This is a genomic window from Limnohabitans simekii (SeqCode) (assembly GCF_965234735.1).
In the GTDB taxonomy this organism is placed as follows: Bacteria; Pseudomonadota; Gammaproteobacteria; order Burkholderiales; family Burkholderiaceae_C; genus Limnohabitans; species Limnohabitans simekii.
The window spans coordinates 302,836-323,664 of record NZ_OZ248541.1 but is presented as its reverse complement, the minus strand read 5'-3'; the positions used below and the strand labels follow the sequence as shown (position 1 = coordinate 323,664).

Sequence of the window (20,829 nt, the reverse complement as noted above, 5' to 3'; positions counted from 1 at the left end):
GCGAATTAAGCCTTGGGCGCGGCTTCGGTGGCTGCGCCTGGTTTCACCACAGGCTTGGGCGGTTTGCAGTCGTGGCAAAAGAAGGCCAGGCTGCCGGCAAAGCGCTGTTGGCTGCCTTGGCGACGGGGTTTGTGCATGCCGCACTTGATGCAAGACATGGTTTCGCCCATTTTGCCCATACCCGCGAAGGGTGAACCGTTTTCTCGACTGGTAAAACGAAGACCACTCTCGTCAACCGAAGTTTTGCCAGATTTGGTAGCCATGTCATTCCTTTAACAAACCTTGTGACCCGTCAAGCGGGGTCAAGAGGGTCTATTTTAACCGTTAATGGTTTGGGCCCTTTGTGCTGCAAATGTATGCAGCCAGTTCAGGGAAGCAAGGCCAAAGCCTGTAAATAGGCAGGGGTTTGCATCAAGCGGTTCCAGTCCAAAGCAGGACTGCGCGGCAACAAAGCGCAACGACGGGCTTCACTGGCGGCGCTGGCGGACCATTGCACTTGGCGTTGGGCTTGCGCCAAGCCATCCAACAAGTCGTCCACCGCCCGCCCACCTTCGGGGCTGTCAGGGGTGCTTTGGTTGCACAGCAAGACCAAGTCACAACCCGCGTTCAATGCGGTGACAGCCGCCTCGGTGTAACTCACCTCACGGCCATCAATCAGTCGGGCACCGGCCATGGACAAATCGTCGCTGAACACGGCACCCATGAAACCCAACTGTTGGCGCAAGATGTCTTGCAACCAGCGCTTGGAGAACCCAGCGGGCCGACCGTCCACTTTGGGATAGATGACGTGGGCAGGCATGACGCTGCTCATGCTGGTGTTGAGCCATTCGTAGGGCAAGGCGTCGTCGGTGAGGATGTTTTTCAGGCTGCGCTTGTCCACCGGGATCTCGGTGTGCGAGTCGGCCTTGACAAAGCCATGCCCCGGGAAATGCTTGCCGCAGTTGGCCATGCCAGCTTGCAACAACCCGTGCATCAGGCTCTTGGCCAACAAACCCACCATGCGCGGGTCCCGCGCAAAGGCGCGGTCGCCAATCACGCCACTGCTGCCAAAGTCCAAATCCAGCACAGGCGTGAAACTGAAGTCCACGCCGCAAGCTCGCAACTCTGAGGCCAACACGAAGCCGCAGGCGGTGGCGGCGTTCATGGCTTGCAAGGCGCCGCTGCCCACCACGCCGTTTTCGTCCTCGTTCCACAAAGCGCCCAAAGAGCGCATGGGCGGCAAATGGGTGAAGCCGTCCGTCCTGAAACGCTGGACCCGCCCGCCTTCATGGTCGACACAAATCAAGGCATCAGGGCGCACAGACTTGATGTCGGCGCACAAGGCGCTCAGTTGTGCACGGTCCACCCAATTGCGACCAAACAAAATCAAACCGCCGGTGAGCGGATGCGCCAAGCGGCGGCGGTCGGTGTCGCTGAGCGCGGTGCCAGCAATGTCCAAAATCAGCGGGGCGTGGGCAACAGGTTTCATGAGTCAGGCGGTGGTTTGTTCAACGATGACATGGCTGGTGGCGTAGTCGGTTTCGTCGCTCAGGGTGACATGGGCCCGCAGTTGCCGTTGCTTGAACCAATCTTGCAAAGCACCATGCAAAACGATCGTGGGTTGGCCGCTGGGCAGTTTGCCCACCTCGCAATGCCGCCAGGTCATGGGCATGCGCATACCCAAACCAATGGCTTTGCTGAACGCCTCTTTCACCGAAAAACGCGTGGCTAGAAAACGAATACCTCGGTCCGGCCAACGCAGGCTGCGGGCGCGAAAGGTCTGCATTTCAGCCTCGCTCAAAATCTTCAAAGCAAAGCGTTCGCCATGCCGCTCGAAGCTGGCACGAATGCGGCGGATGTCGCAAATATCCGTGCCAATGCCGTAAATCTGGCTCATGCATTCAGACATTTCAAATAGGCTTGGATGGTGGCGTTGTAGCCCATCTCTAAGGCATCGGCCATGAGGGCATGGCCTATCGACACCTCTTTCACATCGGGCACGGTTTGCACAAAGTCGCGCAAGTTGAATAAATTCAAGTCGTGCCCCGCATTGATTTCCAAGCCCACCGCTTGCGCGGCCACAGCGGCCGCTTTGAACTGCGCCAACACTTGGGCAAATGCAGCCTGCCCATGGGCTTGGGCATAGGGCTCTGTGTATAACTCGACCCGATCAGCACCCACGTCGCGGGCTGCCGCCATGGCCTGGGGGTCGGCGTCCATGAACAAACTCACGCGGGCGCCCAAATCTTTCGCTTCGGCCACCAGGCCCTTCAAGACGACTGCGTCTTGTGGGAATCGCCAGCCGTGGTCTGAAGTGAACTGCCCTTCACCGTCTGGCACAAAAGTCACTTGATGCGGCCGCACCAAGCGCACCAAGGGCATCAGGTTGTGCAGCGGGTTGCCTTCGATGTTGTATTCGCGGTCGGGCCAGTCTTTCAACAAAGCGGCCAAGTCGTGCACATCGCTGTCACGAATGTGCCGTTGGTCGGGTCGAGGGTGCACCGTGATGCCATGCGCACCAGCTTGCAAACACAAGGTGGAGGCACGGGTGACGCTGGGAATCCCCAGGTGGCGGGTGTTGCGCAACAGCGCAACCTTGTTCACATTGACGGAGAGGTGGGTGTTCATAGGGCTTGCAAATCCATCATCACTTGGCGGGTGCGCAAGCTGCTGACCCCACAATGGTAGTGCAACAAAGCACGCAACTGGGTTTGCAACAAGCTGCGGTCTTCGCTGGGCCATTCGGCACAAATGCGCAGCAAGCTGGTGAGGGGTTCGTCGCCATCCAAGGCGGTTTGCAATTGCATCCATTGACCGCCCAGCAACTGCTGCCCTTGCGGCATGGCCTGCAAGCCGCCTTCGGCCACCAGGCCATAGCCCTTGTCGGGCAGCACGGCTTGCAGCGTCATGGTTTGCAACGACAAATCAGGCAAGAAGCCGATGTCTCGCAGCAACATCAATTCAAAGGCCCGCAGCAGCGGTGCGGTGGTGTGGTCCAAGCCGCTGGCCAACACCTTCACGGTTTGGCGGTAGACATCAAACAAAGCGGCGTGCGGGTCGTCACGCGCCAACAAGCGCAGCAAGAGTTCATTCAGGTAGTAGCCTGACAGCAAGGCCTCACCGCTGGGCATCACATGGCCGCCAGCCCATTCGGCGCTTTTCAAGGTGCGGATTTCGCCGTCTCCTCCAAAACACAAGAGCAGCGGTTGCAGGGGCAACAACACCGGACGCAAATTCGAGGTGGGCCGCTTGGCCCCTTTGGCCACCAAGGCGACGCGTCCATGGTGACGGGTGAAAACTTCCAAGATGCGGCTGGATTCACTCCAGTCGTAGTGGTGAATCACGAAGCCGGGTTCGTCCAGAACCCGAAACACCTTGGACCTATTCGTAGCCAAAGCTGCGCACCCGCGCTTCGTCATCGGCCCAGCCGGAGCGCACTTTCACCCAGAGTTCGAGGAACACCTTGGCGTCCATCAGCTTTTCCAACTCTTGTCGCGCCATGGTGCCGATTTGTTTCAAGCGTTCGCCTTTGTCGCCAATCACCATGGCCTTGTGGCCATCGCGCTCGACGACGATGGTGGCGGCAATGCGCACCATGCGCGACACCGTTTTGCCGGGCTCTTCGGTGAACTTGTCGATGATGACGGTGGAGGTGTAGGGCAACTCGTCACCCGTGAGGCGGAACAATTTTTCTCGGATGATTTCGCTGGCCAAAAACTTCTCGCTGCGGTCGGTGAGCTCGTCTTCGCCATACCACCAAGCTTGCTCGGGCAGGTATTTTTGGCACTGTACCAACAGGCGCTCAATGTCTTTCGGATTCTTGGCCGACATCGGCACAAACTCGGCAAACGCATGTTTGCTTTGCATCTCTTGCAACCAAGGTGCCAGCTCTTCTCGGCGGTTCACTTTGTCGAGCTTGTTGGCCACCAGCATGGCCGGAATGTTTTTGCTGAGCAGCGCCATGACTTTGGCATCTGCGGCTGCAAAGCTGCCCGCATTCACGACAAACAACACCAAGTCCACATCACCCACCGCACCCAGCACGGTTTTGTTGAGCGAGCGGTTCAAGGCATTGCCATGGGCGGTTTGAAAACCCGGGGTGTCGACAAAAATGAACTGGGTTTGTTCGATGGTGCGGATGCCGGTGATGCGGTGGCGGGTGGTTTGTGCTTTGCGCGAGGTGATGCTGATTTTTTGACCCACCAAGGCATTGAGCAAGGTGGATTTGCCCACATTGGGCTTACCAATGATGGCCACCGTGCCGCAGCGCTGAGGAGGAGTGGCTTGTTCTTCGGTCATGGGGGGTTTTCTCGCAACCATTGCAGCATGGCCAAGGCCGCTGCTTGTTCACCACTGCGGCGTGAACTGCCAATGCCGCGTTGCGACTGTTTCAATTCGGGAACTTCGCATTCCACATCAAAGGTTTGCTGGTGCGCCGCACCGGTGGTGCCCACCACGCGGTATGTGGGCAGTTGCCAACGCCGAGCTTGCAGCCATTCTTGCAATTCGGTTTTCGGGTCTTTGGCCGCGGCGATCATGGTCGGTGACATATCGACTTTGTCGAACAAACGCAACACCAAGGCTTGGGCCGCATCAAAACCACCATCCAAAAACACCGCGCCAATGACGGCCTCTAGGGCATCGGCCAAGATGGAGGGGCGTTGTTGACCGCCAGAGCGCATTTCGCCCTCACCCAAACGCACCATACCGGCCAGTCCCAGGTCCACAGCCAAGCGGTGCAAGGTGTCTTGTTTGACCAAGTTGGCCCGCACCCGTGACAAGTCGCCTTCCGGCAAATCCTGCAAGGCGGTGTAAATCATTTTGGAAACCGCCAAGTTCAACACCGAGTCGCCCAAGAATTCAAGACGCTCGTTGTGACCCGTGCCAAAACTGCGGTGGGTCAGCGCCAAGGCCAGCAATTTGGGATCGGCGAAGGTGTGCTGCAAACGGGTTTGCAAGGCCGCGTGTGACTGAGCGTCAGAGACCTTGACCATGCTCAGTCAAAACCACCTACACGTGACGGGTTGGCGAAATTCATCCAGATGAAAAAGGCTTTGCCAACGATGTTTTTGTCGGGCACAAACCCCCAATAGCGCGAATCAAGAGAGTTGTCGCGGTTGTCGCCCATTGTGAAATAGTGGCCTTCGGGTACGGTGCAGACCACCCCTTCAACGTTGTAGCTGCAGTTTTCCTTGAATTCAAAATCATTGATGCCGCTGACAAAATTGGGCACCCGGTCGTCATTGAGCAAGCGGTGTGCACGCTGCTGACCCATGTCTGCAGGGCGGCTGCCAATAGGCATCGCCTCTTCAAATTGCTTGCTGTAACGCATGGTGTCAGCATCGAAAAACTCAGGCACAGACACCTTGCTGACCAACTGACCATTGATGGTCAGCACCTTGTTGATGTAGGCGATCTTGTCGCCCGGCACACCCACCACCCGCTTGATGTAGTCCAAGCTGGGCTTGGGCGGGTAGCGAAACACCATGACATCACCACGTTCAACAGGGTTGTTGTCAAGGATCTTGACATTGAGCACGGGCAAACGTATGCCGTAGTGGAATTTGTTCACCAAGATCAAGTCGCCAATGTGCAGCGTGGGAATCATGGAGCCCGAGGGTATTTTGAAGGGCTCAAACAAGAAAGACCGCAAAAAGAAGACGGCTGCAATGACCGGAAACAAGCCCGCTGTCCAGTCCAACCACCAGGGTTGACGCAACAAGGCTTCTCGCGCTTGCAAGGCCGGTGTGTCGTCCTCTTGTGAAGTGATGCCTTGGGCGGCTAGAGCCTGCAAGCGCTGGGCTCGTTCGGCATCAAAGAGGACAGCGGCAGCCCGCCGACGTGGCATGAAGTGCAGTTGCTCGGCCAACCAATAAACACCCGTCACCGTGGAGGCCATCAGCAACAGAAGTGCAAAAGAACCCTCGATGACACCTGCGTACCAAGCGCCAGCATAGGCCACGAAACCAGCCAAGATGAATGCGGTGATGGTTGACATCAGTCTTCTACCTGCAAAATCGCCAAGAAAGCTTCTTGGGGTACTTCAACTGATCCAATTTGTTTCATGCGCTTCTTACCTGCTTTTTGTTTCTCTAAGAGTTTGCGTTTGCGACTGATGTCACCGCCATAGCATTTTGCCAGCACGTTTTTGCGCAACGCCTTGATGCTTTCACGCGCAATGATGTTGGCACCAATGGCTGCTTGGATGGCCACGTCAAACATTTGTCGGCTGATGATTTCGCGCATCTTGGACACCACCGCCCGGCCGCGGTACTGAGACTGGGTGCGGTGAACGATGATGGACAAGGCATCCACGCGTTCGCCATTGAGCAAAATATCGACCTTCACCACATCGGATGCGCGGTATTCCTTGAACTCGTAGTCCATCGAGGCATAGCCTCGGCTGACGCTTTTAAGTTTGTCAAAGAAGTCCAACACAATTTCGCCCAGGGGCATTTCATAGGTCAGCATGACCTGTCGACCGTGGTACGCCATGTTGAGTTGCACGCCACGCTTCTGGTTGGCCAAGGTCATGACCGCGCCGACATAGTCTTGCGGCATGTACAAATGGACTGTCACGATCGGTTCGCGAATTTCTTCCATCTTGCTGGCCTCGGGCATCTTCGAGGGGTTTTCCACCATGATGACTTCGCCGTCGGCCTTCAGCACTTCATACACCACGCTGGGGGCGGTGGTGATCAGGTCTTGATCGAACTCGCGCTCCAAGCGCTCTTGCACAATTTCCATGTGCAACAAGCCCAGAAAACCGCAGCGAAAGCCAAAACCCAGCGCTTGCGACACCTCGGGTTCGTAGCGCAGCGAAGAATCGTTGAGCTTGAGTTTCTCTAGCGCATCCCGCAAGGAGTCGTATTGGCTGGCTTCCGTGGGGTACAAACCAGCGAACACCTGGGGCTGGATTTCCTTGAAACCAGGCAAGGCTTGTTCGGCAGGCCCGAGGTTGTTGGGCAGCTTTTTCTCCAAGGTGATGGTGTCACCCACCTTGGCGGCTTGCAATTCTTTGATGCCCGCAATGATGTAGCCCACCTGGCCCGCTTCAAGGGAATCACGCGGTTCATTGGCCGGGGTGAACACACCCAGGTTGTCGGCGTTGTAGACCGTTTCGGTGGCCATCATCTTGAAACGCTCACCTTTGCCAAGGCGTCCATCCACCACCCGCACCAGCATGACGACGCCTACGTAAGTGTCGAACCAGCTGTCGACGATCATGGCTCGCAACGGGGCATTCGGATTGCCTTTGGGTGCGGGAATTTTGGCCACCACAGCTTCCAAAATATCCTCCACGCCCATGCCGGTTTTGGCCGAGCAGGGAATCGCATCCGTGGCGTCGATGCCGATGACGTCTTCAATCTCTGCTTTGGCGTTGTCAGGATCGGCCTGCGGCAAATCCATTTTGTTGAGCACCGGCACCACCTCCACGCCCAAGTCGAGGGCGGTGTAGCAATTGGCCACGGTCTGCGCTTCAACCCCTTGGCTGGCATCCACGACCAAGAGTGCGCCTTCACAAGCCGACAGCGAACGACTCACCTCATAAGAGAAGTCGACATGTCCAGGTGTATCGATCAAATTCAGGTTGTAAATCTGGCCATCGCGGGCCTTGTATTGCAGCGCAGCGGTCTGCGCCTTGATGGTTATCCCACGCTCTTTCTCAATGTCCATCGAGTCCAACACCTGCGCTTCCATCTCGCGGTCACTCAGTCCGCCGCAGCGCTGAATGATGCGGTCTGCCAGCGTGGATTTGCCGTGGTCAATGTGCGCGATGATCGAAAAATTTCTGATGTGGTTCATCAATGCAAGCAGTTAAGTGTTTGAATTTACAGAGGAGAAAGCCATAAAAAAGGGCGCGTCAGGTGATGACGCGCCCGGAACCAACAATCTATGGCAACTGCGATAGTTGGGACTTCATTGTAGGCAGATCGCGCCCAAGCGATAGCCCCTTGCGGCGAGTCGCTTTGACAAAGAAGGCCAAATTGGTGAAATTTATTCACAGGTTGTGCACAATTTGAGTTTGATTCCATCAGGATAACTTGTGGGTGAGCTGTGGAAGGATATGTACAAGCCAGAGATTGACCTCCAGAAGACAAAAAGCAACGATCTATATGCTCAAAATCCTTGTCTTGGTCTCTGCTTTAGATTGAAACAAATCAGATTCTATTCCTGTTGTTAGCGTGCGCCCACATTAAAAATATTTTCAGAAGTCGTTGGAAGAATCCATCAGTCGGCATTTCCAAGGGTTAACCCTTGGAAATCCTTGGTTTTCAACGCGGGCGAATCAGGACATATTGCGCCCAGTCGCCCCTTCGAAGCAAGACATTGACGGGCTTGGCTTTGTCCAAGCGACCCAAAATCTGGGCGAACGCCTTGACGTCTGGCACTTCAATGTTGCCGATTTGCATGATGACATCGCCTTCACGAATGCCAGCACGCACGGCGGGTTCAGCCACTGCATCGACACGCACGCCACCACGCAGCTTGAGATCCTTTTTCATGGCATCGGTCAAATCGCTGACCGTCAAGCCCAGCAGTTGCTGGCCGTCTTTGGCAGCCGGTTTGTCCGGGGTTTTGGCCGCAGCGGTTTTCTCGGCTTCAAATTCACCCACGGTGATGGCGAAATCTTTGGTCACGCCGCGTCGCAACACGGTGATTTGGCTTTTGGTGCCCGGCTTGGTGCCGCCAACCGTTCGGGGTAAATCAGAGGACTTTTCGATGGTTTTGCCATCGAATTTCAAAATCACGTCACCCGCTTCCAAACCAGCTTTGTCAGCTGGCGAACCGGCTTCAATGCTGTTGACCAGCGCACCTTGGGGCTTGCTCAAGCCCAAGGACTCCGCAATCTCTTTGCTGACGTCGCCAATGCCCACACCCAAGCGGCCACGCTGCACCCGGCCACTGGCTCGAAGCTGCTTGCTGACGTTGTCCGCTTCATCGATGGGAATGGCAAACGAGATGCCCATGAAACCACCAGAGCGCGAATAGATTTGACTGTTGATGCCGATGACTTCACCGCGCATGTTGATCAGCGGCCCGCCAGAGTTGCCGGGGTTGATGGCGACATCGGTTTGAATAAAGGGCAAGTAGTCACCGGTGTCACGACCTTTGGCGCTGACGATGCCCGCAGTGACCGTGTTTTCCAATCCAAAGGGTGAGCCAATGGCCATCACCCATTCACCCACTTTGAGTTTGTTCGGGTCACCCAAGGTCACAGGTGGCAAACCCGTGGCTTCAATTTTGACCACGGCCACATCCGTGCGCTTGTCGGCGCCAATGATGCGGGCGGTGAACTCGCGCTTGTCGGTGAGTGTGACCAACACTTGTTCAGCACCATCAACCACATGCGCGTTGGTCATGATGAAGCCATCAGCGGTGAGGATGAAGCCTGAGCCCACGCCACGCGGTTGTTCTTCAGGCTGCTGGGGACGATTGGGGCGTCGTTGCCCCGGGGCGCCGGGCACAGGCACACCAAAAAAACGACGAAACAATTCTTGCATTTCCTCGTCTTGGCCTTCGCCAGGTGCACCAGGATTGCCGGCCACAGGGGACTGTGCCGCTTGCTTTTCCAAGGTCCGGATGTTGACCACAGAGGGACCGACTTTTTCAACCAAATCGGTGAAATCGGGCAAAGCGCGTCCTGATCCGGCATTGTTCGCCAGGCCAAGACTGGGCGCTGTCATCAAGCCCATGAACAAGGATGCAGCCGCCAGCAGGGAAATCACCTGATTGCGTCGACCTAAAGACTGAATCATCTTGTTACTCTCCAAGAAAAAGGAATTGAACAGTTGTAACGTCAACCCGCCTGCCAATGCAGACTCCTCGTGAGTGACCACTAGGCTTCGGCGGTCTTTCGCCCATCAAAGGCGTTTGAACACCAAGCTGCCGTTGGTGCCACCAAAGCCGAAATTGTTCTTCACAGCAATATCGATCTTCATATCGCGTGCGGTGTTGGCGCAATAGTCCAGGTCACACTCCGGATCGGGGTTGTGCAAATTGATGGTGGGCGGCGCCTTCTGATCATGGATGGCCAGCACCGTGAAAACGCTTTCGATGCCACCCGCACCGCCGAGCAAATGGCCGGTCATTGATTTGGTGGAGCTGACCACCATGGACTTGGCGTGGTGGCCAAAGGCCGCCTTGATGGCATGGGTTTCGTTGATGTCCCCAAGCGGTGTGGACGTGCCATGGGCATTCAGGTAGTGCACCTGCTCGGGTGCGACACCGGCATTGTTCAAGGCGCTCAACATGGAGCGGCGCGGGCCATCCATGTTGGGGGCCGTCATGTGGCCAGCATCCGCACTGCGGCCGTAGCCCACCAGTTCGGCGTAAATCCGGGCGCCGCGTTTCTTGGCGTGCTCGTATTCTTCGAGGACCATGACACCAGCGCCCTCCCCCAACACAAAACCGTCACGGTCTTTGTCCCAAGGGCGAGAAGCTGTTTTCGGGTCGTCATTGCGGGTGGACAGCGCACGCATGGCCGCAAATCCGCCCAAACCCAATGGTGACACAGTGGCTTCAGAGCCACCGGCCACCATGACATCGGCGTCACCGTACTCAATGATGCGCCCCGCTTCACCAATGCTGTGCAAGCCGGTGGAGCAGGCTGTGGCGATGGCCAAATTGGGGCCTTTGAAGCCACAGCGCATGGACACATGACCAGAAATCATGTTGATGATGCTGGCGGGCACGAAAAAGGGAGAAATACGGCGCGGGCCACGGGCCATCAGTTCGTCGCGCATGGTTTCAATGAGGGGCAAGCCGCCTATGCCAGAGCCAATCAAGCAACCGATGCGGAATGAAGCTTCTTCATCCAAAGCGTCTCCGGTGGGCAAACCAGCATCCGCCACAGCTTGCAAACCAGCGGCCACCCCCAAATGGATGAAGCGGTCCATGGTGCGGGCTTCTTTGGGTGAGATGTACTCGTCCAGATTGAAATTCTTCACTTCGCCGGCAAAGTGGCAAGCGAAAGCCGATGCATCAAAGTGGGTGATGACATCAATGCCGGACTGCCCGGCCAGAATTTGTGCCCAAGACGCTTGAGCGGTGTTTCCCACAGGAGAAACACAACCCAAACCGGTCACGACGACGCGACGGCGACTCATGCGAAACCCCGGGGAATCAAGCTTTTTTGTGGCTTAACGCGTAATCGATGGCGTTTTGCACGGTGGTGATTTTTTCGGCGTCTTCATCGGGGATCTCAATGCCAAATTCGTCTTCCAAGGCCATCACCAATTCGACGGTGTCCAAAGAGTCGGCGCCCAAATCGGCCACGAAAGCCTTTTCAGAAGTAACTTGGGACTCTTCAACGCCGAGTTGTTCGGCAATGATTTTCTTGACTCGTGCTTCAATATCGCTCATGGTTCCCTCAGAGGGTTTTGTTAACAAGTCCGCGATTTTAGCCGCGCGGACGGGTCGGCTTACTCATGGCTTGTACCAAGGCCGTCAGGCCATGTACATGCCGCCATTCACATGGATTTCTTGACCGGTCACATAACTGGCATGGGGACCGGCCAAAAACGCCACGGCATGGGCCACATCTTCAGGCTTGCCAAGGTGTCCCAGGGGGATTTGTGACAGCAAGCCCTGTTGCTGCTCGGAAGACAAGGTGGCGGTCATGTCGGTGTCGATGAAACCAGGCGCCACGCAATTGACCGTGATGTGTCGGCTGCCCAGTTCGCGGGCCAGAGCCCGGGTCATGCCAGCCACACCCGCTTTGGCGGCGGCGTAATTGGCTTGGCCAGGGTTGCCGGCGGCACCCACCACGCTGGTGATGTTGATGATGCGGCCATAACGCTGCTTCATCATGGGTTTCATGACGGCGCGGCTCATGCGAAACACCGCTTTCAAATTGGTGTCGATGACGGCGTCCCAATCGTCGTCTTTCAAACGCATGGCCAGCATGTCGCGGGTGATGCCAGCGTTGTTGACCAACACATGCAAGGCTCCGGCTTGCGCCAGCACGCCGTCCACCACGGCTTGCAACTGCTCGGCGTCATTCACTTGCAGCACCAAGCCTTGGCAACCCGCGAAGGCCGACAGGTTGTGGCTGATGCGCTCAGCGCCTTCAACGCTGGTGGCGGTGCCAAATACTTTGAAACCGTTGTGCGCCAGTTGCAGGGCAATGGCCGCGCCAATGCCACGGGATGCCCCAGTGACCAAGGCGACTTGAGGAGAGTTGTCTGTTGAGCTCATGTTTTATTTGGAGGCAGGAAACAGGGCCAGCACCTCGGCCAAGGTGGCGGGGTCGAACAAGGCGTTGGCGTTCAAATCAGGGGCGATGCGTTTGACCATGCCGGTCAAGACCTTTCCGGGGCCGCATTCCACCACGTGGCCCACGCCCAGTTGCTGCATGCGCTGCATGGTTTCCACCCAGCGCACCGGCCCAAAGGCCTGACGGTACAGCGCGTCTTTGATGCGGTCGGCGTCGGTTTCAGTGGCCACATCGATGTTGTTCACCAAAGGAATACCCGGGCTGTGCAATTGGATGCTGCTCAGCTGGCCGCGCAAACGCTCGGCGGCCGGCTGCATGAGGGCGCAGTGAAATGGCGCAGACACGGGCAGTGGCAGGGTGCGTTTGGCCCCTGCTGCTTTGAGTTGCTCGCAGGCCAAAGCCACGGCGGCTTGGCTGCCGGAGATGACGGTTTGGCTGGGGTCGTTGAAATTGGCGGCTTGCACCACCTCGCTGCTGCCAGCGGCAAAGCCGCTTTGAACGTGGTTGCAAATCTCCACCACTTTGGCCGCGTCCAGGCCCAGCACGGCGGCCATGGCACCCGAGCCCACCGCCACCGCTTCTTGCATGGCTTGGGCGCGAAAGCGCACCAAGGGCACAGCGTCGGCCAAACTGAGGGCACCACTGGCCACCAGCGCGGAATACTCGCCCAAGGAATGACCCGCCACAAAGTGCGGCGTGGCGCCACCCTCGGCTTGCCACACGCGGTAAGCCGCGATGGCGGCCACCAGCATCACCGGTTGGGTGTTGGTGGTGAGTGCCAGCTCTTCTTTGGGGCCTTCATGGATCAGCTTGCCCAGGTCTTGGTCGAGCGCTTCGCTGGCCTCCTCCAAGATGGCTTCCACCACCGGGTGGTCGTTCCACGCGTCCAGCATGCCCACCGACTGCGAGCCTTGGCCAGGAAATACAAATGCAAATGTCGTCATATCAATAGCGCAACAAAATAGAACCCCAGGCAAAACCACCACCCACGCCTTCAAGCATGACCAGTTGGCCGGGCTGCACCCGACCAGCCCGCACACCCGCGTCCAAGGCCAGCGGAATCGAGGCGGCAGAGGTGTTGCCATGCTCGGCCACCGTCAGGATGACCTTGTCCATGGAGAGTTTGAGCTTTTTGGCGGTGCTTTGGATGATGCGGATATTGGCCTGGTGTGGCACCAACCAATCGAGGTCGCTGTCGTGCAAACCCGCCTTGGCCAAAACGGTGCGGGCGGTTTCTTCCAACACGCCCACCGCCAGCTTGAACACGCCTTGCCCGTCCATTTTCAGCACCGGGTCGCCCAAGACCTGGCCGCCATGCACATGGCCGGGCACACACAGCAGGCCCACATGCTTGCCATCGGCATGGATGTCGGTGGCCAAAATGCCGGGCTGCTCGGAAGCTTCCAGCACCACGGCACCCGCGCCATCACCAAACAGCACACAGGTGGTGCGGTCTTTGAAATCCAACAAGCGGGAGAACACCTCGGCACCCACCACCAGGGCCCGACGGGCATTGCCCGCGCGGATCATGGCGTCAGCCACGCTCAGGGCATAAATGAAGCCCGCGCAGACCGCTTGCACATCAAAGGCTGGTGCACCAGAGATGCCACCGGCTTCGGGGCTGAGTTGCGCCAACTTGTGCTGCAAGATGCAGGCGGTGGACGGGAACACCATGTCGGGTGTGGAGGTGGCGACGATCACCAAATCGATGTCTTGGGGGCCGAGCTTGGCGGCTTGCAAGGCGTTTTTGCAGGCCTCGAAGGCCAAATCGCTGCTGAACATTCCTTCATCGGCGAAGTGACGGGCCCGAATGCCGGTGCGCTCAACAATCCAATCGTCCGAGGATTCCACGCCGTTTTGAGCCAAGTCAGCCACCAGATCGGCATTGCTCAAACGACGGGGCGGCAGGTAACTGCCTGTGCCAACGATGCGGGAATAAAGGGTCATGGGTTTGAAGAAAGGGCCTGCGCTGCCGCGGATGCCGCCAACAAAGGGGCGGCATGGGTGAGTTGCGACTGCACACGGGCCAGTAAATCGTGGTCCGCCGCATCATACGCCCGGCTCAAGGCGGTCAAAAAAGCCAGTTCGTCCGCCGAACCATGGCTCTTGAACACCAAGCCGCGCAAGCCCAGCAGCGCCGCGCCGTTGTGACGTCGGTGGTCAACCAGATGTTTAAAGCCAGTTAGCGCAGGATAAGCGATGATGCCCGCAATTTTCGTGAAGATATTGCGCGAAAAGCTGCTTTTCAGGAAATGGCTGACCATCGCCGCCAAGCCTTCGCTGGCTTTCAAGGCGACATTGCCAACAAAACCGTCACACACGACGATGTCGGTCGTGCCTTTGAAAATATCGTTGCCTTCAACATTGCCGTGAAAATTCAAATCGCCGGAATTGGCAGCAGATCGCAGCAATTCAGAGGTTTTTTTGATGTTTTCGCCACCTTTGATGGCCTCTTCACCAATATTGAGCAAGCCCACCGAGGGTTTTTCAATGCCATAGAGCACCGACACCAAGGCCGAGCCCATCAAAGCAAACTGCAAAAGATGCTCTGGCGTGGAATCCACGTTGGCGCCCAAATCCAGCATGGTGGTGCCGCCACCCTTGATATTGGGCATGGCGCCCGCAATCGCCGGGCGATCAATACCATCCATGGTTTTCAGAACATAGCGTGAGATAGCCATCAATGCGCCCGTGTTGCCAGCAGATACCGCTGCTTGAGCATGGCCGTCGCGCACCTGCTCGATGGCCACGCGCATCGACGAGTCTTTTTTGCGGCGCAAAGCCACTTCCACCGGGTCGTCCATTTCGACAACTTCCGAGGCGGGCAGGATGCGGGCACGGGGATGGGAAAAAGAGGACAGCGCTTCGGGCAGGCCGACCAACAAGAGTTGGGCGCGGGGATGAAGCTTGAGAAATTGGCGGCACGCCGCCAAGGTGACACGGGGCCCATGGTCACCGCCCATGCAGTCCACGGCCACGGTCACCACTGGAAACACCCCTGAAGATTGCTCACTTTGGAGTCGCCATCAAGCAAAAGGCCCGCGCGAGACAAGCTGCGACGGGCCTTGATGGCAAGCCTCAATCAGGCTTCGGATTTGGTTTTCAGCACCTTGCGGCCACGGTAGAAACCGGTGGGGCTGATGTGGTGGCGCAAATGCACTTCGCCAGTGGTGGGCTCAACGGCCAAACCAGGCACATTCAGTGCATTGTGTGAACGGTGCATGCCCCGCTTAGAGGGGGATTTTTTGTTTTGTTGGACAGCCATGGCAGGCTCCTGAAGATCGTTGGTTCAAATGGGATGCCCTGGCTTGGCCGGGCAAAGAATCAAAGATTATAGCGGCTTGCAACTTTTCACTGTTTAGGCGCTTTGAGGGCTGCCAAGGCGGCAAACGGGTGGGGCAAGTCGTCTTCCAGGGCTGCACTCAAGGGGGCATGGCAGGCATCGTGGCGCGGCACCAAGGGCATGGCCAGCAGCACATCGTCTTCCAGCAGGGCATGGGCGTCGAATTCGGGGTCCATGGCCAGCAAGTCTTCTTCGGCGGCGTCATCCTCGGCCAAGGCGGTGGCTTCATCGGCCACCAAACGGAACCAGCGGTCTACCTGCACGGGGATGTCCATGGGTTCCAGGCAGCGCTGGCATTGCTGGCTCAGGGTCACTTGGGCTGTCAGGTGCAGCCAAGCCTGTGCTGTGCCCGCCACGGTCCGCAGTTCACCTGTCAAGGTCCATTGGCAGGTGCGGTCGGCCAAACCGGGTTGGTCCAAACAAGCCTCAAAAACACGCGATAGCTTGGCAAGCGGCGTGGCGTCTTGCCAAACCCCTTCCAACTGGGTGAAGCGGTGGAGGTCCAGTACGCGGGGTTGCCAATCGGTTTTCATGCGGTTCAGTGTAAGAGAATGGTGCATGCCCAACAGCCCCTTGCCCCGCCCCCTGATTTTGGGCTCCACCTCGCCCTACCGGCGTGAATTGCTGCAACGCCTGCGCCTGCCGTTCGAGGTGGTGCGGCCCGAGGTGGACGAAACACCCCATGCAGGAGAGTTACCCGTGGCCTTGGCCCAGCGCTTGGCCATGGAGAAAGCCCTGGCCGTGGCGCGGCAGCACCCCCAAGCGGTGGTGATCGGCTCCGACCAAGTAGCCGATTTGGACGGCGAACCACTGGGCAAACCCGGCACCCACGAGCGGGCCGTGGCCCAATTGCAGCGCATGCGCGGGCACACCGTGGTGTTTCAAACCGCCGTGGCCGTGGTGTGCATTGAGAGTGGTTTTGCCGAGCAGGCCTTGGCGCAAGTGAAGGTGCAGTTTCGCCAGCTCAGCGATGCGGCCATCGAAACTTACTTGCGCGCTGAGGAGCCCTACGACTGCGCTGGTAGCGCCAAAAGCGAGGGGCTGGGCATTGCCTTGCTTGAGCGCATCGACAACCAAGACCCCAGCGCCTTGGTCGGCCTGCCGCTGATCCACACCTGCCGCTTGCTGCGGGCTGCTGGCCTGCCTTTGCTGAATTAAGCCATGAGCCAAGCGCCCTTGGGCAAGTTGTATTTGGTGCCCACCCCCCTTGATTTTTTATGCGCCACGCAGGTGCCGTTGAACCACGTACTGCCCGTGAGCACGGTGCGAGCAGCCTCGCAAATCGACCATTGGATTGGCGAAAACGCCAAATCCACCCGGGCTTTTTTGAAACGCATCGACCTGGAACTGGCGCTGAAAACACCTCTGCAAGCCCAAACCATCACCGAATTGCCGCGCCAAGTGCACAAGAAAGGCGACCTCAAGGCCGGTGGTGACATGCGCCCGTTGTTGCAAGCGGCCTTGCAAGGCCACGACATCGGTTTGCTGAGCGAAGCGGGCATGCCAGCCGTGGCCGATCCGGGCTCTTCGGTGGTTCGCGCCGCCCATGATTTGGGTTTGCAAGTGCTGCCTTTGGTAGGACCCAGTGCCTTGCTGTTGGCGCTGGCGGCCAGTGGCTTGAATGGCCAGCAGTTTGCTTTTCTGGGCTATTTGCCGCAAGACGCCGCAGAGCGCGACACCCGCCTCAAAGCGCTGGAAAAACACGCCTTGAAAACCGGTGAAACCCAAGTGTTCATTGAAACGCCCTACCGCAATGCCGCCATGCTGTCAGGCTTGCTAGGCAGTTTGCAAGCCAGCACACGTTTGGCGGTGTGCAGCCATTTGACCTTGCCTGAGATGCGGATTCAAAGCCACAGCGTGGCTGATTGGAAACGCCACCCCGATGCACCGGATAAAAACACCCCGGCGGTGTTTGCCTTTGGGCCTTGAGATTTTCACCCCTTCGGCCTGATGGCCGCTTTAACGCAGTGAGGGCATCAGGCTGAGCGAAGTCTTCACCATGGCTTCGCCCATGGCGGCCCCAAAGCGCTTGGCCAGGCGTTCGGCCACGTTGTCTTGGCGGGTGTAGTCCACGATGTCTTCGGCTTTCACCACGTCGCGGGCCACACTGTCTAAAGTCCCGAATTGATCGGCCAAGCCCAAGGCAATCGCCTGCTCACCGCTCCAAAACAAGCCACTGAAAACATCGGGCGTTTCCTTCAAACGGTCTCCGCGACCGTCTCGAACCACTTTGATGAATTGTTGGTGAATCTGGTCCAGCAAGGCTTGTGCGTGGGCGCGTTGCGGTTTGCTTGGCGTACTGAACGGATCGAGAAAGCCTTTGTTCTCGCCTGCCGTCATCAGGCGTCTCTCGACACCCACTTTGTCCATCAAATCCGTGAAGCCAAAGCCATCCATCAACACACCAATACTGCCAACAATACTGGCTTTGTCGACAAAAATTTGATCGCCTGCCACGGCAATGTAGTAGGCCGCTGAAGCGCAGGTTTCTTCCACCACCACATAGACTGGTTTTTGATGCAAAGCCTTGAGACGGCGAATTTCATCGTTGATCATGCCCGCTTGCACCGGGCTGCCACCCGGCGAATTGATGAGCAAGACAATGGCTTGCGCCCCTTCATCCTCAAAGGCTTGTCGCAGGGAGTCCATGATCCATTCGGCGTTGGCATTGGCATCTGCATCAATCTCTCCTTGGATTGAAATCATGGCGGTGTGCGAGGCTGGGTTGTTCGAGGTGGCAGCTTTGTTTTGATGAAATGAAAACCAAACGGCTGTCAACACCAACAAGGACCAAAAAATGCGAAATCCAATGCGCCAACGACGCGCAGCACGCTGCTCATCCAGTTGTGCCATGACCAATCGCTCCAGCGTTTCGCGCTCCCAGTGGCCGGGTGCTGCTTTGTCGTTGGCAGTGGTGTTGGCAGACGTGTCGTCGTTCATGGCTTAGAAGTCCAAAGGCTTGAGGTTGTATGCAGTATGCCAGTGGACCACGCCCTGACGCTCTGAAAGGGTGATTTTGACCAAACCGCCTCGGCAAGGTCCGCCCACGCATTCTCCTGTGTCAGGGGCGTAAGTAGCGCCGTGGGTGGCACACAGCAACCAACGGCCCTCGGTGTCGAAAAACCGATCGGGTTGGTAGTCCATCTCCATGGCCACATGGGTGCAACGGTTCAGGTAGGCCTGCACCTGTCCTTCAAACCGGACCGCAAAAGCGCGGCAGGTTTGGCCTGCATAGACCACGTCAAAGGGCACGGCCAAGCCGCTGTCCAACAGTTCACTGCTTTGGCAAAGTGGCACCAAGTCTTCAGCCATGTCCGATCAACCAATCGTGCAACTCGGGCACGGAATGCACCACAGCCAAAGGGCCGAAGTTTTCCAGACCATCAGCGCCATGGGCGCCATAGCTGACCGCCAAACTGGCGCAACCGGCGTTTTGCGCCATTTGCAAATCGTGGGTGGTGTCGCCAATCATCAAGGTGCGCTCAGGAGAGACGCCAAACTCGGCCATCAACTCGTGCAGCATGCGCGGATCGGGTTTGCCCGCGGTTTCGTCGGCGGTGCGCGAGCCGTCAAACATGCCGCGCAAAGCCACTTGGTGCAAAGCATCGTCCAAGCCTTTGCGGCTTTTGCCAGTGGCCACGGTTAAGAGGTGTTGGCGTTCGCGCAGCGCTTGCAGCAGCGGCAAGATGCCGACAAACAAAGACAAATCGTTGTGGTGCAAGGCGTAATGGTGCCGATAGCGTTCGCCCAACAGCGGGTATTTTTCTTTCGGCACATCAGGTGCTGCATGTGCCAGCGCAGGCATGAGGGCCATGCCAATCACATACCCAGCCTGTTCGTCTGTGGGCTTGGCACCACCCACATCGGTCACCGCCGCTTGGATGCAGCGCACGATGATTTGCGTCGAGTCGTACAGCGTGCCGTCCCAATCGAAAGCGATCAGGTCATACTGACGGGGGCGGGGGTTGGACATGATCGATGAATTGTTGAAGTTCGGGGGGCAAATCGGCTTGCAAGGTTTGCGGCTTGCCCAACTGCGGATGGACAAACTGTAACCGCCAGGCATGCAAGAACATGCGCTTCAAGCCTTCTGCAGACATGCGCTTGTTCAGTTCAAAGTCGCCGTATTTGTCGTCGCCCACGATCGGGTAGCCCTGACTGGCCAAATGCACCCGAATTTGATGGGTGCGCCCGGTTTTGATGGTCACTTCCAGCAGGCTGTAATCGCCCACCAAACGCGCCACCCGAACCAAGGTGATGGCGCGTTGGGCGTTGGCATCGTCTTTGTGGGCGATGCGCACCCGGCGCTCGCCCTCGCCCACGCCGCTGGGCAACAAATAGCGCTGCAGCGGCAAGTCGATCACTTTTTTATTGGTTGGCCACTGGCCTTTGACCAGCGCCAAATAGGTTTTGCCGGTTTCACGGTCGCGGAACTGGTCTTGCAAGCGCGTGAGGGCGCTGCGTTTTTTGGCCACCAGCAGCACACCCGAGGTGTCGCGGTCCAAGCGGTGCACCAACTCCAACATCCGCGCGCCGGGTCGGGCCTGGCGCAATTGCTCGATGACGCCAAAACTCACGCCGCTGCCGCCATGCACCGCCACACCGGCCGGTTTGTCGATGGCCAGCATTTGTTCGTCTTCAAACAAAATGGGGAATTCACGGCCCGGGGCCACCGGCGCGTCGGGCGACGGCGTGGACACCCGCACCGGCGGCATGCGCACCAAATCACCGGTTTGCACCCGAGTGTCGGCACTGGCGCGGCCTTTGTTGATCCGCACCTCACCGGTTCGGATGATGCGGTACACATGGGTTTTGGGCACGCCCTTCAAGTGGCGCAGCAAAAAATTGTCCAAGCGCTGACCGGCGGATTCCTCGTCCACCGTCAAGTTTTTGACCGCGGCGGTTGGGGTAGCGTCTGTGTCTATAATGATCTTCACCAGTGTCAGGTTCTAAGTGCTTGATTTGAATAAGAGATTAGAGCACGTCCCACCAGCACTGAGAGGTCGATGCCCATCGTGGCCGCCGCAAGCCTTACCGCCCAATTGCGGTCTGCCCTGCGGTCACGCAAGCCGATGCCTTGGAAAAACCCAGAAACGGAATACCCCAGTTGCAGGTTTGAAATCCAACCTGCAACGGATTCAAAGTGAGATTGTCGATACATGAACGTCGTGTTGGTTCTGCTGAAACTCTGCTTTTCCTGGCTTGCGCCAGTTGAAACGGTGCGCGTTTTCCAGCCCCCCACCCGTTCGCCAATGAACCCCATGGCCCTGTTGGTCATGCCCGTTCG

The 20,829-nt window shown here is 57.7% G+C and carries 25 protein-coding genes; 2 read left to right on the top strand and 23 right to left on the bottom strand.

All coding sequences use genetic code 11. The features are described 5' to 3' along the window. Positions 1–5: 5 nt before the first annotated feature. The 18 genes from AC8GFP_RS05795 to AC8GFP_RS05710 all read right to left on the bottom strand — a co-directional run bounded on the left by AC8GFP_RS05795 (position 6) and on the right by AC8GFP_RS05710 (position 16,075). Positions 6–263: a hypothetical protein gene (locus AC8GFP_RS05795; RefSeq protein ID WP_506611172.1), complete on the bottom strand. Its 258-nt coding sequence runs from the start codon at positions 261–263 to the stop codon at positions 6–8. Positions 264–367: 104 nt separating this feature from the next. Continuing rightward, complete coding sequence (nagZ, locus tag AC8GFP_RS05790; RefSeq protein WP_506611170.1) at positions 368–1,468, bottom strand: beta-N-acetylhexosaminidase; 1,101 nt, start codon at positions 1,466–1,468, stop codon at positions 368–370. A gap of 3 nt (positions 1,469–1,471) precedes the next feature. After that, on the bottom strand, positions 1,472–1,876 hold the full coding sequence (acpS, locus tag AC8GFP_RS05785; RefSeq protein ID WP_506611168.1) for a holo-ACP synthase: 405 nt from the start codon (positions 1,874–1,876) through the stop codon (positions 1,472–1,474). Continuing rightward, the gene (locus AC8GFP_RS05780; RefSeq protein ID WP_506611166.1) at positions 1,873–2,607 is read right to left on the bottom strand and encodes a pyridoxine 5'-phosphate synthase; all 735 of its coding nucleotides are present in this window, start codon (positions 2,605–2,607) and stop codon (positions 1,873–1,875) included. Before AC8GFP_RS05780 ends, acpS begins: the two co-directional genes overlap by 4 nt. After that, positions 2,604–3,398 (bottom strand): DNA repair protein RecO, encoded by a 795-nt coding sequence (gene recO / locus AC8GFP_RS05775; protein ID WP_506611164.1) that lies wholly within the window; start codon positions 3,396–3,398, stop codon positions 2,604–2,606. The genes AC8GFP_RS05780 and recO overlap by 4 nt, the downstream gene beginning before the upstream one ends. Then, complete coding sequence (gene era / locus AC8GFP_RS05770) at positions 3,361–4,299, bottom strand: GTPase Era (RefSeq protein WP_506611163.1); 939 nt, start codon at positions 4,297–4,299, stop codon at positions 3,361–3,363. The genes recO and era overlap by 38 nt, the downstream gene beginning before the upstream one ends. After that, positions 4,275–4,973, bottom strand: coding sequence for a ribonuclease III (gene rnc / locus AC8GFP_RS05765; protein WP_506611161.1), 699 nt, complete (start codon positions 4,971–4,973; stop codon positions 4,275–4,277). The genes era and rnc overlap by 25 nt, the downstream gene beginning before the upstream one ends. 2 nt (positions 4,974–4,975) lie before the next feature. Next, on the bottom strand, positions 4,976–5,977 hold the full coding sequence (gene lepB / locus AC8GFP_RS05760) for a signal peptidase I (protein WP_506611159.1): 1,002 nt from the start codon (positions 5,975–5,977) through the stop codon (positions 4,976–4,978). After that, complete coding sequence (lepA, locus tag AC8GFP_RS05755; protein ID WP_506611157.1) at positions 5,977–7,785, bottom strand: translation elongation factor 4; 1,809 nt, start codon at positions 7,783–7,785, stop codon at positions 5,977–5,979. Before lepA ends, lepB begins: the two co-directional genes overlap by 1 nt. Before the next feature lie 470 nt (positions 7,786–8,255). Continuing rightward, positions 8,256–9,740 carry a DegQ family serine endoprotease gene (locus tag AC8GFP_RS05750; protein ID WP_506611155.1) on the bottom strand — a complete coding sequence of 495 codons (1,485 nt, stop codon included), beginning with the start codon at positions 9,738–9,740 and terminating at the stop codon, positions 8,256–8,258. 105 nt (positions 9,741–9,845) lie between these two features. Further along, positions 9,846–11,090: a beta-ketoacyl-ACP synthase II gene (fabF, locus tag AC8GFP_RS05745; RefSeq protein WP_506611153.1), complete on the bottom strand. Its 1,245-nt coding sequence runs from the start codon at positions 11,088–11,090 to the stop codon at positions 9,846–9,848. Positions 11,091–11,106: 16 nt separating this feature from the next. Next, positions 11,107–11,346 carry an acyl carrier protein gene (acpP, locus tag AC8GFP_RS05740; protein WP_506611152.1) on the bottom strand — a complete coding sequence of 80 codons (240 nt, stop codon included), beginning with the start codon at positions 11,344–11,346 and terminating at the stop codon, positions 11,107–11,109. Positions 11,347–11,430: 84 nt separating this feature from the next. After that, a complete protein-coding gene (gene fabG, locus AC8GFP_RS05735; RefSeq protein ID WP_506611151.1) occupies positions 11,431–12,180 on the bottom strand; it encodes a 3-oxoacyl-ACP reductase FabG in 750 nt (249 codons plus the stop codon). A 3-nt stretch (positions 12,181–12,183) separates the two neighbouring features. Further along, positions 12,184–13,143, bottom strand: coding sequence for an ACP S-malonyltransferase (gene fabD / locus AC8GFP_RS05730; RefSeq protein WP_506611149.1), 960 nt, complete (start codon positions 13,141–13,143; stop codon positions 12,184–12,186). Between the two features lies 1 nt (position 13,144). After that, positions 13,145–14,146 carry a beta-ketoacyl-ACP synthase III gene (locus AC8GFP_RS05725; RefSeq protein WP_506611147.1) on the bottom strand — a complete coding sequence of 334 codons (1,002 nt, stop codon included), beginning with the start codon at positions 14,144–14,146 and terminating at the stop codon, positions 13,145–13,147. Continuing rightward, a complete protein-coding gene (plsX, locus tag AC8GFP_RS05720; RefSeq protein ID WP_506611417.1) occupies positions 14,143–15,186 on the bottom strand; it encodes a phosphate acyltransferase PlsX in 1,044 nt (347 codons plus the stop codon). Before plsX ends, AC8GFP_RS05725 begins: the two co-directional genes overlap by 4 nt. Positions 15,187–15,281: 95 nt before the next feature. Beyond that, positions 15,282–15,464, bottom strand: a complete 183-nt coding sequence (gene rpmF, locus AC8GFP_RS05715) for a 50S ribosomal protein L32 (protein WP_506611145.1) — start codon at positions 15,462–15,464, stop codon at positions 15,282–15,284. An 86-nt stretch (positions 15,465–15,550) separates the two neighbouring features. Next, the gene (locus AC8GFP_RS05710; RefSeq protein WP_506611143.1) at positions 15,551–16,075 is read right to left on the bottom strand and encodes a YceD family protein; all 525 of its coding nucleotides are present in this window, start codon (positions 16,073–16,075) and stop codon (positions 15,551–15,553) included. Positions 16,076–16,100: 25 nt separating this feature from the next. On the opposite strand from AC8GFP_RS05710, the gene AC8GFP_RS05705 reads away from it, so the two are divergent. Both AC8GFP_RS05705 and AC8GFP_RS05700 read left to right on the top strand, forming a co-directional pair. Then, on the top strand, positions 16,101–16,700 hold the full coding sequence (locus AC8GFP_RS05705; protein WP_506611141.1) for a Maf family nucleotide pyrophosphatase: 600 nt from the start codon (positions 16,101–16,103) through the stop codon (positions 16,698–16,700). Between the two features lie 3 nt (positions 16,701–16,703). After that, positions 16,704–17,471: an SAM-dependent methyltransferase gene (locus AC8GFP_RS05700; RefSeq protein ID WP_506611138.1), complete on the top strand. Its 768-nt coding sequence runs from the start codon at positions 16,704–16,706 to the stop codon at positions 17,469–17,471. Between the two features lie 30 nt (positions 17,472–17,501). Here the strand turns inward: AC8GFP_RS05700 and AC8GFP_RS05695 are convergent, their stop codons facing one another. The 5 genes from AC8GFP_RS05695 to AC8GFP_RS05675 are packed head-to-tail and all read right to left on the bottom strand — an operon-like array spanning position 17,502 to position 20,820. Then, complete coding sequence (locus tag AC8GFP_RS05695) at positions 17,502–18,482, bottom strand: S49 family peptidase (RefSeq protein ID WP_506611136.1); 981 nt, start codon at positions 18,480–18,482, stop codon at positions 17,502–17,504. Positions 18,483–18,485: 3 nt separating this feature from the next. Further along, positions 18,486–18,854, bottom strand: a complete 369-nt coding sequence (locus tag AC8GFP_RS05690) for a Rieske (2Fe-2S) protein (RefSeq protein WP_506611134.1) — start codon at positions 18,852–18,854, stop codon at positions 18,486–18,488. Beyond that, positions 18,847–19,515, bottom strand: coding sequence for an HAD family hydrolase (locus AC8GFP_RS05685; RefSeq protein WP_506611132.1), 669 nt, complete (start codon positions 19,513–19,515; stop codon positions 18,847–18,849). Before AC8GFP_RS05685 ends, AC8GFP_RS05690 begins: the two co-directional genes overlap by 8 nt. After that, positions 19,487–20,479 carry an RluA family pseudouridine synthase gene (locus AC8GFP_RS05680; protein WP_506611130.1) on the bottom strand — a complete coding sequence of 331 codons (993 nt, stop codon included), beginning with the start codon at positions 20,477–20,479 and terminating at the stop codon, positions 19,487–19,489. Before AC8GFP_RS05680 ends, AC8GFP_RS05685 begins: the two co-directional genes overlap by 29 nt. A 5-nt stretch (positions 20,480–20,484) precedes the next feature. Then, positions 20,485–20,820: a hypothetical protein gene (locus AC8GFP_RS05675; RefSeq protein ID WP_506611128.1), complete on the bottom strand. Its 336-nt coding sequence runs from the start codon at positions 20,818–20,820 to the stop codon at positions 20,485–20,487. Positions 20,821–20,829 lie beyond the last annotated feature (9 nt).

Excerpts from the sequence above, each read along its gene's own strand:
- AC8GFP_RS05795 (WP_506611172.1), bottom strand. The coding sequence starts at position 263 with ATGGCTACCAAATCTGGCAAAACTTCGGTTGACGAGAGTGGTCTTCGT.
- nagZ (WP_506611170.1), bottom strand. The coding sequence starts at position 1,468 with ATGAAACCTGTTGCCCACGCCCCGCTGATTTTGGACATTGCTGGCACC.
- acpS (WP_506611168.1), bottom strand. The coding sequence starts at position 1,876 with ATGAGCCAGATTTACGGCATTGGCACGGATATTTGCGACATCCGCCGC.
- AC8GFP_RS05780 (WP_506611166.1), bottom strand. The coding sequence starts at position 2,607 with ATGAACACCCACCTCTCCGTCAATGTGAACAAGGTTGCGCTGTTGCGC.
- recO (WP_506611164.1), bottom strand. The coding sequence starts at position 3,398 with ATGACGAAGCGCGGGTGCGCAGCTTTGGCTACGAATAGGTCCAAGGTG.
- era (WP_506611163.1), bottom strand. The coding sequence starts at position 4,299 with ATGGTTGCGAGAAAACCCCCCATGACCGAAGAACAAGCCACTCCTCCT.
- rnc (WP_506611161.1), bottom strand. The coding sequence starts at position 4,973 with ATGGTCAAGGTCTCTGACGCTCAGTCACACGCGGCCTTGCAAACCCGT.
- lepB (WP_506611159.1), bottom strand. The coding sequence starts at position 5,977 with ATGTCAACCATCACCGCATTCATCTTGGCTGGTTTCGTGGCCTATGCT.
- lepA (WP_506611157.1), bottom strand. The coding sequence starts at position 7,785 with ATGAACCACATCAGAAATTTTTCGATCATCGCGCACATTGACCACGGC.
- AC8GFP_RS05750 (WP_506611155.1), bottom strand. The coding sequence starts at position 9,740 with ATGATTCAGTCTTTAGGTCGACGCAATCAGGTGATTTCCCTGCTGGCG.
- fabF (WP_506611153.1), bottom strand. The coding sequence starts at position 11,090 with ATGAGTCGCCGTCGCGTCGTCGTGACCGGTTTGGGTTGTGTTTCTCCT.
- acpP (WP_506611152.1), bottom strand. The coding sequence starts at position 11,346 with ATGAGCGATATTGAAGCACGAGTCAAGAAAATCATTGCCGAACAACTC.
- fabG (WP_506611151.1), bottom strand. The coding sequence starts at position 12,180 with ATGAGCTCAACAGACAACTCTCCTCAAGTCGCCTTGGTCACTGGGGCA.
- fabD (WP_506611149.1), bottom strand. The coding sequence starts at position 13,143 with ATGACGACATTTGCATTTGTATTTCCTGGCCAAGGCTCGCAGTCGGTG.
- AC8GFP_RS05725 (WP_506611147.1), bottom strand. The coding sequence starts at position 14,146 with ATGACCCTTTATTCCCGCATCGTTGGCACAGGCAGTTACCTGCCGCCC.
- rpmF (WP_506611145.1), bottom strand. The coding sequence starts at position 15,464 with ATGGCTGTCCAACAAAACAAAAAATCCCCCTCTAAGCGGGGCATGCAC.
- AC8GFP_RS05710 (WP_506611143.1), bottom strand. The coding sequence starts at position 16,075 with ATGAAAACCGATTGGCAACCCCGCGTACTGGACCTCCACCGCTTCACC.
- AC8GFP_RS05705 (WP_506611141.1), top strand. The coding sequence starts at position 16,101 with ATGCCCAACAGCCCCTTGCCCCGCCCCCTGATTTTGGGCTCCACCTCG.
- AC8GFP_RS05700 (WP_506611138.1), top strand. The coding sequence starts at position 16,704 with ATGAGCCAAGCGCCCTTGGGCAAGTTGTATTTGGTGCCCACCCCCCTT.
- AC8GFP_RS05695 (WP_506611136.1), bottom strand. The coding sequence starts at position 18,482 with ATGAACGACGACACGTCTGCCAACACCACTGCCAACGACAAAGCAGCA.
- AC8GFP_RS05690 (WP_506611134.1), bottom strand. The coding sequence starts at position 18,854 with ATGGCTGAAGACTTGGTGCCACTTTGCCAAAGCAGTGAACTGTTGGAC.
- AC8GFP_RS05685 (WP_506611132.1), bottom strand. The coding sequence starts at position 19,515 with ATGTCCAACCCCCGCCCCCGTCAGTATGACCTGATCGCTTTCGATTGG.
- AC8GFP_RS05675 (WP_506611128.1), bottom strand. The coding sequence starts at position 20,820 with ATGACCAACAGGGCCATGGGGTTCATTGGCGAACGGGTGGGGGGCTGG.